The organism is Oceanicaulis alexandrii DSM 11625 (assembly GCF_000420265.1).
Lineage (GTDB): Bacteria > Pseudomonadota > Alphaproteobacteria > Caulobacterales > Maricaulaceae > Oceanicaulis > Oceanicaulis alexandrii.
Genome location: NZ_ATUP01000001.1, coordinates 1,838,736 through 1,852,692, shown reverse-complemented (window position 1 = coordinate 1,852,692; position 13,957 = coordinate 1,838,736). Strand labels below are relative to the sequence as shown.

Sequence of the window (13,957 nt, the reverse complement as noted above, 5' to 3'; positions counted from 1 at the left end):
CGACGCCGCATAGGGTGGCGCTCCCTCGCCCAATTGCCGCCGGAGCGCTGTCATGGCCGTCACTCGTCCTGTTGATTCATCCAGCCATGTCTATCTGGTGGACGGGTCTGGTTATATCTTCCGCGCCTATCACGCTCTGCCGCCGCTGACCCGGTCTGACGGCACGCCCGTAGGCGCGGTTCAGGGCTTCTGCAACATGCTGTGGAAGCTGCTCGAAGATCTGAAGGGCGAGGATCAGCCGACGCACCTCGCGGTGATTTTCGATCATTCATCCAAAACCTTCCGCAATGAGCTTTACGATCAGTACAAGGCGAACCGGCCCGAGCCGCCCGAAGACCTGGTGCCGCAGTTCAAGCTGATCCGCGAAGCCACCCAGGCGTTCGAGCTGCCCTGCATCGAGATGGAAGGGTTTGAAGCGGACGACCTGATCGCGACCTATGCCCGCCTCGCCGCCGAGAAGGGCGCGCGCGTCACCGTGGCCAGCTCTGACAAGGATCTGATGCAATTGGTCAATGACCAGGTGACCATGCTCGATCCGATGAAGTCCAAGCGCATCGGCCATGACGAGGTCATCGAAAAGTTCGGCGTCGCGCCGAACCGCGTCATCGACGTGCAATCGCTGGCGGGGGACAGCGTCGACAATGTGCCCGGCGTGCCCGGCATCGGCATCAAGACCGCCGCCCAGCTGATCAATGAGTATGGCGATCTGGAATCGCTGCTCGCGCGCGCCGAAGAGATCAAACAGCCCAAGCGCCGCGAAAAACTGATCGAGCATGCCGATGACGCCCGCATTTCGCTGAAACTCGTCACCTTGGAGCCTAACGTTCCGATCACGGAAGAGTTGGACGTGTTCGGGGCCGCAGACCCGGATGCGGAGAAGCTCGTCGACTTTCTGAAATCCATGGAGTTCCGCACCCTGACCCGCCGGGTCGAGGAAGGGCTGGGCGCCCCGGTCGCTGATGAAACCGGCGACGCCACCGCGCCCATCGACCGCTCCAAATACGAAACCGTCCAGACTGTTGAGGCGCTGGAGCGCTGGATTGAGAAGTCCAAGGCCGCCCGCATCATCGCGGTGGATGTGGAGACCGACGCCCTGTCCGCCGTCGCCTCACGCCTTGTCGGCGTCTCGCTGGCCACCGCGCCGGGAGAAGCGTGCTACATCCCGCTCGGCCATGAAGGCGGCGATCTGGCCGATGGCGGCATGAAGCCCGAGCAGATCGATGAGGGCGAGGCGCTTGGGCGGCTCAAGGCGATCTTAGAGAACGACGCCATCCTGAAGGTCGGCCAGAATTTCAAGTACGATCTGGCGGTGTTCCAGCGTTATGGCGTGCGTGTCGCGCCTTATGACGACACCATGCTGATCAGTTATGTGCAGGCGGCGGGCCTTCATAATCACGGCATGGATGAGCTGGCCGAGCGCTATCTCGGGCATAAATGCATCTCGTTCAAAGAGGTGTGCGGTTCTGGCAAATCCCAGAAACGCTTCTCCGAGATCGACCTTCAGACCGCCACCGAATACGCCGCCGAAGACGCCGATGTGACTCTGCGCTTGTGGGAGCTGTTGAAAGCCGGGCTCGCAGGCAAGGGCCTGTCCACCGTCTATGAAACGCTTGAACGTCCATTGCCGCAGGTTCTGACCGATATGGAACTGGCGGGGGTGAAGGTGGATGTCGCCCAACTGTCGCGCCTTTCGTCGGACTTTGCGCAGAAAATGGCCGAGGCCGAAGAAACCGCGCACGGTCTGGCAGGCCACAAATTCAATCTGGGCAGCCCCAAGCAGATCGGCGAAATCCTGTTTGGAGAAATGGGCCTGCCCGGCGGCAAGAAAACCAAATCCGGCGCCTGGTCGACGGACGCCGCCGTGCTCGATGAACTGGCCGAGCAAGGCCATGAGCTGCCCAAGGCGCTTCTGACCTGGCGGCAATTCGCCAAGCTCAAATCCACCTATTCAGACGCTCTGAAAGAGGCGATCAATCCCAATACAGGCCGGGTTCACACCAGCTTCTCGCTGGCCGCGACCACCACGGGACGTCTGTCGAGCTCGGAGCCGAACCTTCAGAACATCCCCATACGGACCGAAGAAGGTCGCAAGATCCGTGAAGCCTTCACCGCCGAGCCCGGCCATGTGATCGTCGCGGCGGACTATTCCCAAATCGAACTGCGCCTTCTGGCCCATATCGCCGATGTGGAAGCGCTGAAGCAGGCCTTCCGCGAGGGCCAGGACATTCACGCCCTGACGGCGTCGGAAATGTTCGGCGTGCCGCTCGAAGACATGGACCCGACCACGCGCCGCAACGCCAAGGCGATCAATTTCGGGATCATCTACGGCATTTCCGCCTTTGGCCTCGCCAACAATCTCGGCATCGGGCGCGATGAGGCGAAAGCCTATATCGATAGCTATTTCAAGAAATTCCCCGGCATCAAGGCCTATATGGACGCCATGAAGGAAGAGGCGAAAGCCAAGGGCTGCGTCTCCACCATCTTTGGCCGCCGCATCCATCTGCCCGGCATCAGGGACAAGAACCCGTCAGTCCGTCAGTTCACGGAACGTCAGGCGATCAACGCGCCCATTCAGGGCGCCGCCGCCGATATCATCCGCCGCGCCATGGTGCGCATGCCCGATGCGCTGGGCGATGCGGGCCTGAAAACCCGCATGCTGCTGCAAGTGCATGATGAACTGGTATTTGAAGCGCCAGAGAGCGAAGCGGATCAGGTGATCAAGCTGGTCACCGAGGTGATGATGGGCGCCGCCGCGCCCGCCCAATCCCTGTCCGTGCCGCTGGAGGTCGAAGCCAAGGCCGCCAGTACCTGGGGCCAGGCGCACTAGCGCAGCGGATCGAGGGCGCCGCCCACGCTGGCGTTCACGCGGAACCAGCCCGGAATGGCGTAGCGGGTCGCGTGGGACAGGCGCACCTCGTGCGGGATGGCTTCTGACAGCATCAGCACCAGACCGCCGCCTTCAGGCTGAAGCTCCGCCACGGGCGGAACGTCATCCAGCTGGCTCATATCCGGTCGTCCGTATGCGTCCATCGGCGCGGTTTCCCACAAAGCGAGCTGACCGCCATCTGCGTCCGACCAGTCGGAGTTGAGATACGCCACCAAAGAAACGACACGGCTGCGCTCGGCGCGCCGCCCGGACAGTTTGCCCGCGCTGGCGCTCGGTAAGGTGAAGGCGTCCATGTGACGGGCGTAGAAGCCGCCGGGCGGATAAACCGCAAAATGCGCCTCGAACTCGAACAGGCCCAGAAACAGGCGTCGGTTCATCGCGACACGCAGGGCGTCCGCCCCGGCCATGAAGCGCTGCTGGGCCGGGCTGGCGCCATCGAGCCAGGCGATGCGGGTCTTGCGAATGGACAGCGCGCGGGTCTCGTTCTGCGCCCGTCCGACCCGGCCCATATGGGTTTCGCCGGCCTGCTCCAATTCTTCGGCTTCAGTTCGCAAGGCCGCGACCAGTTCCGGATCAAGCGCGCCGGGCGCATGGGCCCAGCCACGCGCTTCCAGATCCGCGATCAGGGATGCGGTGAGATTGTCAGAAAAGAACGGCTGCGGGCAGACATCCATGTCCACGAAAGCGTCTCCGGCCAAAGGGTGCGCGCTTTTGAACCCGGCGCACCGTTTTGGCAAGACAAATCGCGACAGCCCGGCCTCAGCCCAGGATCATCTTTCGCAAAGCGTCGACGCTGTCGGCGAAGGCTGGCGCCTTGGCCCGCACCGGCGCGCGCGCCGTCACGCCGCCAAACCCGATAAAGCTGTCCGCCGCGCCCTTTTCGAACGCTTCGTAATCGGTCATGCCGTCGCCGATCATGATCGCCAGCGGCTTGCCGGTCAGGGTCTTGAGAGACGCCACGACCGGCGCTTTGCCTCCGGAGCGGGACAATGGATTCTGACGGTCAAAGCCGGTGACCGCCTCGCCGTCAAAGACAAAGCGATTGGCTCGCATTTCGCCCTTGTCAAAACCCAGATCGATCAAAGCCGGCTCTATAAGGTCCTGAAACCCGCCCGAGACCGCCGCCACGTCATTGCCGCGAGACCGCAACCGCTCGATCAGGTCGGCCATGCCATCGGTCAGCTGACTGCGCAGGATGTCACGCGCGGTCTCGACCGCGTCTCGCGTCAGACCGGCAATGGCCAGGCGCTCCTCCAGCGAGCGCCGGAAGTCGAGCTTTCCCGACATGCCCTGATCGGTCAGCGCCTTCAGGCGCGCGGTCCGCTCAGCCCCATCCGGCGCCTGGGACAAAGCATGCTCGACCGCGAAGTCGAGGCTTTCGACTTTCAACAGTGTGGAATCCACATCGAAGACGATTAGCCGGCTCATCAGGTCCTCATGCTTGCTGGGCCGTGCATGTAGGGCAAGCCCACCCGGCTTGGCTATAGTCTCATGCAACACAATGGTGGATGAACACGGCGCAATCCCATCGCATCGCATCCCCACATGGCCTATGAAGGCCCCATCATGACACAAGAACGCTTTGACATCTTCCTCACCTGCCCGCCCGGCCTTGAGTCCGCCCTCGCCAGCGAGCTGGCGGAAAACGGCTTCGCCAAATGCCGCCCCGGACAGGGCGGCGTCACCATCAAGGGCGGGTGGAGCGATGTCTGGCGCGCCAATCTGCAAACGCGTGGCGCAACGCGGGTTCTGGCGGTCGTGGACCAGTTCAAGACCCAGCACCTCAACCAGCTTGGGCAACACGCCCGGCAGACACCGTGGCAGACACTCTTTCATCCCGGCACGCCGGTGAAGGTGGAGGCGACCTGCCGCAAGTCGCGCATCTATCATGACGGCGCGGCCGCGGAACGCGTCAGCGACGCCATCGCCCGCACGGCGCTGGCCGACATCACCGATGACGCGGACATCACCGTGCGCGTCCGGATTGATCATGATGAGGTTACGCTCAGCCTCGACACGTCCGGGGAGCCGCTGCACAAGCGCGGCTATAAGGAGGCGGTGGCCAAGGCCCCCTTGCGCGAAACCCTCGCCGCTCTGGTGTTGCGCGAGATGGGATATGACGGTCGCGCGCCGCTGCTTGATCCCATGTGCGGGTCGGGCACGTTCGTGATCGAAGCGGCCCAGCTGGCGGCCGGACTGGCGCCCGGGCGCGCCCGCAGTTTCGCGTTCGAGCGCCTGGCCAATTTTGATCGCGACGCCTTTATGGCCCTGCGCAACCGGCCGCCCCATGCCCGCTCGGACATCGCTTGCCTGGGATTTGACCACGATCCGGGCGCGATCCGGATGAGCACGGAGAACGCCGAGCGCGCCGACGTTTCAGACCGCACGCAATTTGCGCAAAGCGCGCTCAAGGATCTCGCCCGCCCGGAGGGCGCGCCGGGCTGGGTGGTGACCAATCCGCCCTATGGCGCACGGATCGGCGACAAGTCCGCCGTGTTCAGCGTCTACAAGACTTTCGGAGAGGTGATGCGCGAGCGCTTCAGCGGTTGGCGGGCGGCGCTGATCACCACCGATGACAAGATGGCGAAGGCGACCGGGCTCGCTTTTGAACAGACCAGCGCGCCTATTGATCATGGCGGTCTGAAAATCCGGCTTTATGTGACGGGACCGCTGAAATAGCGCCTTATTGCGCGGCGTAAACCGACCGCGCCAGTGCGCTGGAGACGATAGGGCGCAAGGCCTGCGCCAGGGCCTCATATCCGCTGGCGGAAGACGGTTTCTGGATCAGGCAGGCCACATTTGAAAACGTATCCAGCTCTGGATGCTGGGATCGGTCCCCGCTGAATACGATGACCGGTATGTCCTTCAGCGTCGGCTGATCAAGCATCCACTCGATCAGGGTCGCGCCCGACCCGTCCGCCAGCTTGAGGTCCACCATCACACAGGCGATGTCCGCCGTCTCCATCAGGCGCGCTTGCGCTTCATGAATGCCGGAGACGCCCAGAAGCTCTCCCCCATAGGGCAGATCTGACAGATGCTGCTGGACGAGAAACGCATCCTGCGGATCATCCTCTACGAGCAGGATACGAGGCGTGAAAGACATGTTCATCACCCCTGATTGCTGACCCGGTACGGGTTAAAGAGGACAATACCCGTATTGCGTGCATGAGATTTTGCCAGAGTCAACATTTGATTAATATATGGAAATCGGATTCACTTGACGGGCTCAACCAAGAGCCTTGCGCGCTGCGCTGTCGAGATTGAACTCGAGCGCAGAGCAAGCTACACACACGACGGTCCGCACCCATAGCTCAGCTGGATAGAGCGCTGCCCTCCGAAGGCAGAGGTCTCAGGTTCGAATCCTGATGGGTGCGCCATTCTTGTTGGAATTCACAGAACGTTGGACACAATCCAATTTAGTTGGATAGCTTTGAAGCTCTCGCCAGCCTGTGAACTGCATATTTTTTACGTGCGCCACATCCTTTGGCCTCGCCAAGTATCTGTCATTCAAACATTTTATGCCCTCCGAAGGCAGAGGTCTCAGGTTCGAATCCTGATGGGTGCGCCATTTATTTCAATGACTTAAGCGCACTGAATTTTTTTGTTAAAATTTCGAGTCACCACCCAGTCACCACGCTTATGGTAAACGCTTGTTTACGTTAGACCTCTGCCCTTTGTGATTCTGGGACAGATTATTGAGCGTACTGCCATCAAGGCTCGAATTGGCGCCCATCAGTCAGCCGCCTGAACGCCGCCATGACTTCGAATCGTGGCGCGTGATTAAGTAAGAGTATCGAACTCCTCGAACCCGCCCGACAAAACGTCTCCTGGAATTCAGGGACTGGGTCGGGCCCAATCTTGTACCAGCTGTTGAGCGTGAGTTAGACGCTCCTCAGCTGAAGAAACTGGTGTTGATCAAGTCGAACAGACTGAGGAGAGCATGGCTTGGGTTCGGTCCAACCAAGATGATCTATCTCATTTGCGCTTGGTGAAGCTGACCGTGTCATCCTCAACGGTGTCTCCACTCCGTTTTCCAAACTAGGCGAAAAATTTTCAAACCCGTATGAATTCCGACGTTCTTATGAGTGCAACTCTTCACATTTATTGATGCAGCGACCGTCCCGTGAACAGATTATGATAATGGCAGTGCTGGTCTGATTGAGCGCAGCTTAGGAATTGTGTGCGATGATCAATGAACTGAGAGTTTGTCCGTGATTAAGGCGCTTGAAATCATGAGCCGTATCATTTTGGTTCCTGTCGTATTTGGTGTGACTGGCTTGGCGCTCATGCCTGAGGGTGTTCAGGTACCCTCAATGATGAGCTCGCACATCATCAATCATATTCTGGCCTTTGCGGTGATCGCGGCACTCTTCAAGCTGAGCCTGCCAAGTCGGCATTGGGGTATGGCTGTGCTAGCGACCAATGGCGTCGGAGTTTTAATCGAAGCCATGCAAGGGGTTTTGACCCAAGACCGCACGCCGAGTGTTTTTGATCTTGCTATGAATCTAGTGGGATCAGGCCTGGGTGTTGTCTGTGCGGTAGGATTCTTGTGGAGTATTAGCGCTCTAAGAGCGCAGAGGGCGGGCTAAGGGCCTCGATAGCCGTGCATCTTACGGGGCAACCTTCGAGCTTCTCCAGGAATCTATAAAACCCAGCCCATGGCATGGCGTTTGCTTCATAAAAGCAGCATGACTTTCGCTTATAACGGGTATCAGACTGAGACCTGAACAAAATAGATGTCAGGACCGTCGAAAAGGCTTTGGGGGCAAGCGATGATGAAGGCGTTTTTTGGCACGGATGGGATCCGTGGACGCACCAATAGTGGCGCAATGACGCCTGAGAGCGTTCTGTTATTGGGGCGGGCGGCCGCAGCATATTTTCTGAGATCAGGCCCTCAAAGAAAGACGGTGGTGATCGGCAAGGATACGCGCCTGTCAGGATATATGATCGAAAACGCGTTGACGGCAGGTTTTACAAGCGCGGGCATGGATGTTGACCTCTTCGGACCGCTTCCTACTCCTGGCGTTGCTAGCCTTACCCGCTCACTGAGGGCGGATCTGGGCGTCATGATCACCGCCTCCCATAATCCCTATGAGGATAACGGCATTAAGCTCTTCGGACCTGATGGTTTCAAACTGAATGACGAAGCAGAGCTAGAAATCGAAGCACTGATGCAAGGGCGCACTAGTATCGCGCACAGCCCGCCATCAAAAATTGGCCGCGCAAAGCGTGTTGATGATGCCGAAGCACGCTATGTAGAAATCGTAAAGGCGACCTTTCCCAGGCAGATGCGTCTTTCAGGATTAAGGGTTGTTGTCGATTGCGCCAATGGCGCCGCCTACAAGGTTGCCCCTAGGGTATTGTGGGAGCTAGGCGCAGACGTTATCCCAATCAACAATCAGCCTAATGGGTTGAATATAAATGAAGATTGTGGCGCTATCGCCCCTGAAGGGCTCGCTGCACAAGTTCTAAAATTCCGGGCTGATCTTGGCATAGCGCTTGATGGTGATGCGGATCGCCTGATCCTGTGTGACGAGCATGGCAAGATTGTCGACGGTGATCAGCTTATGGGACTGCTTGCTCTTGAATGGAAGAAGAGCGGCAAACTGGCTGGCGACCGGATCGTCACAACGGTCATGAGTAATATGGGCTTGGAAACTGAGCTCGCCAAACATGGCATCAGCCTTGAACGGACAAAAGTGGGCGACCGCCATGTGGTCGAGGCCATGCGTAAAGGGGCGTCTAATCTTGGAGGTGAGCAATCGGGACACATCGTTCTTACCGATTACGCTACGACTGGTGACGCCTTGATCGCCGCCCTTCAAGTGCTGTCGCTTCTGGTTGAGGCCAACAAACCCGCCAGTGAGTTATTGAACGTTTACAAGCCAGCCCCTCAGCTGCTGAAGAATGTGCGTTTTGAGCTTGGCGCAAAGCCTCTTGAAACTGAAGCTGTGAAGACTGCGATCGCAAATGCTGAGGCCATGCTCAAAGCTAAAGGGCGGGTCCTGGTTAGAGCGTCTGGCACAGAGCCTGTGATCAGGGTTATGGCCGAAGGGCCTGCGACAAAGATTAAAACTGCGGTTCAGCAAATTTGCGAAGCCATCGAGGGCCGCGTGCAAGCTGCTGCAGAATAAGGATCCAGGTGCGCACGAAAAGCGTGTTTTTGATCGGTGCTATTCTGCTGTGACTAGCAAGCTTAAAAGGCCTCAACTTAGTTCAGCGGCATTTAGGCCCAAGGTCGCCGTCAGAATGAGTCTTGTCGGCTTCACTATGAACACTGGTCTGGATATCGGAGCAGGGGTGTGTCGGTGTGACGGGCAAGCGGGGGTATTGCGCATGAGGGGCCAATAAAGGACGTCGCCCGGGCGGTTATGGGCATAGGGTTTCAAGTGTTAAGATATTTGAGCTCAGAGTTTAAGCGTGATGCGCGAATGCAACACAAACCGCCTTTTAAGCGTAGAGTGCGGCGATGCAGCAAAAGTTTCACAACTCATAGTGTTACCTGACAGTTAAACATGCTATTAAAGCGCTACGAACTGAGGGGATGCCATGACACATCCAATGAACTTGTATGGTCCTGAAAAGGCCATCTCAAACAATTGTGTGGGCGGGATGAATCCCCCTACCAGGTTGGGTCATCCGGTCAAGCGTCTGATCGATGTTGCGTTTGCATCTTTCGGATTAGTGTTCCTGTCGCCCCTTTTAATTGTCTTCTGGATGCTTGTGCGCTTAACGAGCCCTGGGTCCGGACTTTTCTGGTCCGAGCGTGTGGGGCTGGGCGGACGTATGTTCCGGATGCCCAAATTTAGAACCATGCGGGTGGGGGTGCCTGTTCAACGCTTGGAAGAGCTCGACAAACCTGAGCGTTTCTACACCCCCATAGGCCGGTTTCTACGTAAAAGCAGCATCGATGAATTGCCTCAACTTTGGTCTGTGCTGAAGGGTGATATGAGCCTTGTTGGGCCGCGTCCTGTTCTGCCGAGCGACCGAACGGCGATCGAGCGCCAAATCTTGGGCTGCCCCCTGAAAGTTCGCCCCGGGATCACCGGGCTGGCGCAAGTACGCGGTCGCAATCACGTCACCCCGCGTCAAAAGGCGCGCTATGACGCGCTCTATGCGCGCAAGCACACGGTTTGGGTAGATATTGCGATCAAGTGGAGAACCATTGAGGTCATTGTGCGGTCCAAAGACATTATTTGATTGGTGATCGTCTCAAAACGCCCGCCGCTGCCAAACTGGTTATCCCGATTTCCTAAGTTCTGAGAATAGTAGCTACATGACAGCGCGTCTGCACCTATAGAATTACGGTGAGCCATCCAAGTCATTGGCTTTTCACTTTAGAACTTAGAAATTTTGTATGCTAATCATCTAAAGATGAATACTTCTTCATGAGACAAGTCCTTCAAAGCCTTCGCACTGATAAAATAGAGCCTTTTGAGGCGACTGAACCCACTGTCCGGTCACTTCATGGGCCTGTAAGGCCAAACCTTATAAATTCCCGTTCCCTAAATTCTCATTCGAAAGCGAGTACGAAAGCCCGGGGAGCCATGAAGACCAAGGTCCGCCTCTTAGTTAGCAAATTTGGCACCGAGACTCTCATCCAGGTCATGGCCAAGGACTACCGAAAGCTCATCACCCAGGCCGTCAACACCGTTGTCGTGGCGTTCAGTGCCTCGTCCTCGATCAAAAAATCATTCGCTCCCAGTCTCGTGCCGAAGTTGGGGCCGCTCAAGTTGGCTTTTGAGGTTGATGCAACTGCGGAAGAAACCGGGAGGGCGGGGGTATGTGCGGCATAGTAGCCACAAGTGGGAATCCATCGGCCGATCGCTTTTTGATCGAGGGATTATACAGGCTCGAATACAGAGGTTACGACTCTGCCGGCATCGCCCTAATCAATGCAGACGGAACTGTGCGCCGAACTCGCGCCTGCGGAAAGGTTTCTGCGCTTGAGGAGGCGCTGGATACGCAGGGACGTTTCGCCTCGGGCGTCGGCATTGCTCATACTAGGTGGGCCACGCACGGGCCAGCCAGCGAAAAGAATGCGCACCCTCACACTGCAGGGCGCGTCACTGTTGTTCATAACGGCATAATCGAAAATGATAGGGAGTTGCGCCACACACTTTCCAACGAGGGGGCGGACTTTGCCTCGGACACCGATAGTGAGGTGATCGCCCACCTTCTTGATCGGCACATCACCGCTGGCTACTCACCAGAAGACGCCCTGAATGAGACGCTTGAGCAGCTCAGAGGCGCCTTTGCCTTCGCAGCGATCATCGAGGGCGAACCTGATCTGATTATCGCGGCGCGCAAAGGCGCGCCCCTCCTCGTGGCGACCGGTGATGCCGGCGTCTACCTCGCGTCAGATCCCCTGGCCGTCATCGGGTACGCGGCCAGCGCCTCCTATCTGGTAGATGGCGACCGTGTTATCGTACGCGGCAGGATAGTTACGGTCCGAAGCGCGGAAGGGGTAACCGTTGACAGGGACCCAGCCCCCCTGCCCGCGAGCGCCTCCCAGGTGGAAAAATCCGGTCACGCACATTTTATGGCCAAGGAAATTCACGAGCAGCCGGTGAGCCTAGCGCGCACGCTCACCGCTTATCTCCACGCATCTGCGCGCACAGTGCGCACTGATATTTGTTTTGAGGTTGGCAGCGCAGGTCGCCTCGCCATCGTGGCATGCGGCACGGCGGGCTATGCCGGCGCGGTGGCACGCTACGGGTTCGAGAGCCTCGCCGACCTTCCCTCCGATGTGGATACCGCATCAGAGTTTCGCTATCGTTCGCCAGCGCTAACCGCCTCCACAGCCGCGTTGTTTATCTCCCAGTCGGGCGAAACGGCCGACACGCTTGAGGCGCTGCGTCTCGTGCGTGCGCGTGAGCTTCCAACCATGGCTCTTATCAACGCCCCCCACTCGACAATGGCCCGCGAGGCGGATTTAGTGCTGCCGACCCATGCAGGCCCGGAAATCGGTGTCGCCTCCACCAAGGCCTTCACCAGCCAGGTGGCGGCCCTCTTCTGCCTTCAGATCTTGGCGGCGCGCCAGCGCGGAACTCTTACAGAGGAAGCCGAGGCCGAGGCGGTGGATGATCTGATGAGCGCGCCGGCGACGGTGAGCGCTGTCTGCGAGCGCGAAGCTGAAATCGCGGCCATGGCGCCGCTCTTGAGCGCTGCGCCGCTGGTGGTGTTTTTGGGGCGCAGGGAAGGCTACCCGCTAGCCCTTGAAGGTGCCCTCAAGCTGAAGGAAATCAGCTATATCCACGCTGAAGGATTCCCCGCGGGCGAACTGAAGCATGGCCCGCTCGCCCTTATCGAGCCCGGGGTCATGTGTGTCATCTTGATCCCCAGCGATGATCTGTTCGATAAGACGCGCGCCTCCATCGAGCAGGTGCGCGCACGCGGCTCCGGCGTGATCGCCATTACAGATCAGCAAGGCGCGCAATCGCTTAAAGACCAATGCGAGGCCGTCTTCACCCTTCCGTCCGCCACGCCGCGCGCGCTGTTGCTGGCGCAGGCCTGCGTTTTGCAATTACTTGCCTACCACGTGGCGCGCCTGCGCGGTGCGGACATCGACCAACCCCGCAATCTCGCCAAGTCCGTGACGGTGGAGTAACCCGAGGGTATGCGATGCCTCAAGAATCAACGGTGCCAACTTGTTCAACTGTTATATTTTTATGCAGCCTGACCGTACTCGCCCGGATCCATTCAGGCCCCATCAAACACAGACATGTACGTGAAGAAGTCTCAACCGTCCTTATACGGATAAAAATTGATGAAACTGATTGAGAAAATTGACACCAAAGCGGCCGTCATCGGCATCATCGGCTTGGGCTATGTTGGGCAACCTCTAGCTCTGCGATTTGCCGAGATGGGGTTCAGCGTTCTGGGCTTTGATATCGACGAGCATAAGGTTCGTGAGATTAACGCGGGTCGCTCTGGTATCGAGCACATCGGCGACGCCCGCATTGCGCGGGCGGTGGAGCAGGGATTTGAAGCAACTGCTGACTGGACCCGCGTGGGAGAGGCCGACGCGCTGATCATTTGTGTACCGACGCCGCTGAACAAATATCGCGAGCCAGATCTGAGCTTTATCGTCAGCACACTGGATGCCGTCTCGCCACACCTGCGCGACGGGCAAGTCATTTCACTGGAAAGCACCACCTACCCAGGCACGACTGAGGAAGAAATCGTGACGCGAGTCGAGGCGCGTGGCCTCACGGTCGGTCGTGACGTATTCGTCGTCTATTCTCCAGAGCGCGAAGATCCCGGTAATGCTCACTTCACTACGCAAACCATTCCAAAAGTCGTTGGCGGGCACACCCCCGCCTGTCTGGACGTCGGCCAGGCGCTTTATGGAGGCGTGATTGAGCAAGTGGTCCCGGTCAGCTCAACCCGGGCCGCCGAAATGACCAAATTGCTCGAGAACATCCACCGCTCGGTCAATATCGGCCTTGTCAACGAGATGAAGATCGTCGCTGACAAGATGGGAATCGATCTTTTCGAGGTCATCGATGCTGCGGCGACCAAGCCGTTCGGATTCACGGCATACTATCCGGGCCCGGGGCTGGGCGGACACTGCATACCGATCGACCCGTTCTATCTAACTTGGAAGGCGCGGCAGTACGGCTTGCACACACGGTTTATCGAGCTCTCAGGCGAGATCAATCGTGCAATGCCCGAATATGTTTTCGGCAAACTCGTCCATGCATTAAATGAACGCAAGAAGGCGCTGAATGGCAGCCGCATTCTCGTGCTTGGGATCGCATACAAGAAGAACGTCGACGACATGCGCGAAAGCCCTTCGGTCGCGATCATGGAACTGATCCGTAGCGCCGGAGCCGAACTTGCATACTGCGACCCGCACGTTCCCGTTTTCCCCAAGATGCGCGAGCACAAATTTGATCTTTCAAGCTTGGCGTTATCGCCGGAAATGCTCGCCGAGTTTGATGCGGTTGTGCTTACGACCGATCATGCAAAATTCGACTATGAAATGATCCGCACCCATGCGCCGCTCATCATCGACAGTCGCGGGGTTTATCGCGACGCTGCCGAAAACATCGTGAAGGCTTGAGA

General features: G+C 58.3%; 11 protein-coding genes and 1 tRNA gene. 9 read left to right on the top strand and 3 right to left on the bottom strand.

Features of this window, described 5'->3' with window-relative positions:
• Positions 1 to 52: 52 nt before the first annotated feature.
• Complete coding sequence (polA, locus tag G405_RS0108960) at positions 53 to 2,827, top strand: DNA polymerase I (RefSeq protein ID WP_022701178.1); 2,775 nt, start codon at positions 53 to 55, stop codon at positions 2,825 to 2,827.
• Here polA and G405_RS0108955 read toward each other — a convergent pair.
• Both G405_RS0108955 and G405_RS0108950 read right to left on the bottom strand, forming a co-directional pair.
• Positions 2,824 to 3,585, bottom strand: a complete 762-nt coding sequence (locus G405_RS0108955) for a 2OG-Fe(II) oxygenase (RefSeq protein WP_022701177.1) — start codon at positions 3,583 to 3,585, stop codon at positions 2,824 to 2,826. The genes polA and G405_RS0108955 overlap by 4 nt on opposite strands.
• A 61-nt stretch (positions 3,586 to 3,646) precedes the next feature.
• The gene (locus G405_RS0108950; protein ID WP_022701176.1) at positions 3,647 to 4,315 is read right to left on the bottom strand and encodes an HAD-IB family phosphatase; all 669 of its coding nucleotides are present in this window, start codon (positions 4,313 to 4,315) and stop codon (positions 3,647 to 3,649) included.
• A gap of 138 nt (positions 4,316 to 4,453) precedes the next feature.
• Between G405_RS0108950 and G405_RS0108945 the strand changes: the two genes are divergently transcribed.
• Positions 4,454 to 5,566: a THUMP domain-containing class I SAM-dependent RNA methyltransferase gene (locus tag G405_RS0108945; RefSeq protein ID WP_028284680.1), complete on the top strand. Its 1,113-nt coding sequence runs from the start codon at positions 4,454 to 4,456 to the stop codon at positions 5,564 to 5,566.
• A 4-nt stretch (positions 5,567 to 5,570) separates the two neighbouring features.
• On the opposite strand, the gene G405_RS0108940 is transcribed toward G405_RS0108945, so the two are convergent.
• Positions 5,571 to 5,990, bottom strand: coding sequence for a response regulator (locus tag G405_RS0108940; protein WP_169447511.1), 420 nt, complete (start codon positions 5,988 to 5,990; stop codon positions 5,571 to 5,573).
• A 197-nt stretch (positions 5,991 to 6,187) separates the two neighbouring features.
• Here G405_RS0108940 and G405_RS0108935 point away from each other — a divergent pair.
• From G405_RS0108935 to G405_RS0108905, 7 genes are all read left to right on the top strand, one after another.
• Positions 6,188 to 6,264: transfer RNA gene (locus G405_RS0108935), tRNA-Arg, on the top strand.
• A gap of 855 nt (positions 6,265 to 7,119) precedes the next feature.
• Positions 7,120 to 7,476: a hypothetical protein gene (locus G405_RS0108930; RefSeq protein WP_156861442.1), complete on the top strand. Its 357-nt coding sequence runs from the start codon at positions 7,120 to 7,122 to the stop codon at positions 7,474 to 7,476.
• A 183-nt stretch (positions 7,477 to 7,659) separates the two neighbouring features.
• Positions 7,660 to 9,021, top strand: coding sequence for a phosphoglucosamine mutase (gene glmM / locus G405_RS0108925; protein WP_022701172.1), 1,362 nt, complete (start codon positions 7,660 to 7,662; stop codon positions 9,019 to 9,021).
• 415 nt (positions 9,022 to 9,436) lie between these two features.
• Positions 9,437 to 10,087 carry a sugar transferase gene (locus tag G405_RS0108920; protein WP_084683447.1) on the top strand — a complete coding sequence of 217 codons (651 nt, stop codon included), beginning with the start codon at positions 9,437 to 9,439 and terminating at the stop codon, positions 10,085 to 10,087.
• A gap of 347 nt (positions 10,088 to 10,434) precedes the next feature.
• Positions 10,435 to 10,683: a hypothetical protein gene (locus tag G405_RS0108915; RefSeq protein WP_022701170.1), complete on the top strand. Its 249-nt coding sequence runs from the start codon at positions 10,435 to 10,437 to the stop codon at positions 10,681 to 10,683.
• The gene (glmS, locus tag G405_RS0108910; RefSeq protein WP_022701169.1) at positions 10,671 to 12,497 is read left to right on the top strand and encodes a glutamine--fructose-6-phosphate transaminase (isomerizing); all 1,827 of its coding nucleotides are present in this window, start codon (positions 10,671 to 10,673) and stop codon (positions 12,495 to 12,497) included. Before G405_RS0108915 ends, glmS begins: the two co-directional genes overlap by 13 nt.
• Positions 12,498 to 12,656: 159 nt before the next feature.
• Positions 12,657 to 13,955 (top strand): nucleotide sugar dehydrogenase, encoded by a 1,299-nt coding sequence (locus tag G405_RS0108905; RefSeq protein WP_022701168.1) that lies wholly within the window; start codon positions 12,657 to 12,659, stop codon positions 13,953 to 13,955.
• Positions 13,956 to 13,957: the final 2 nt, after the last annotated feature.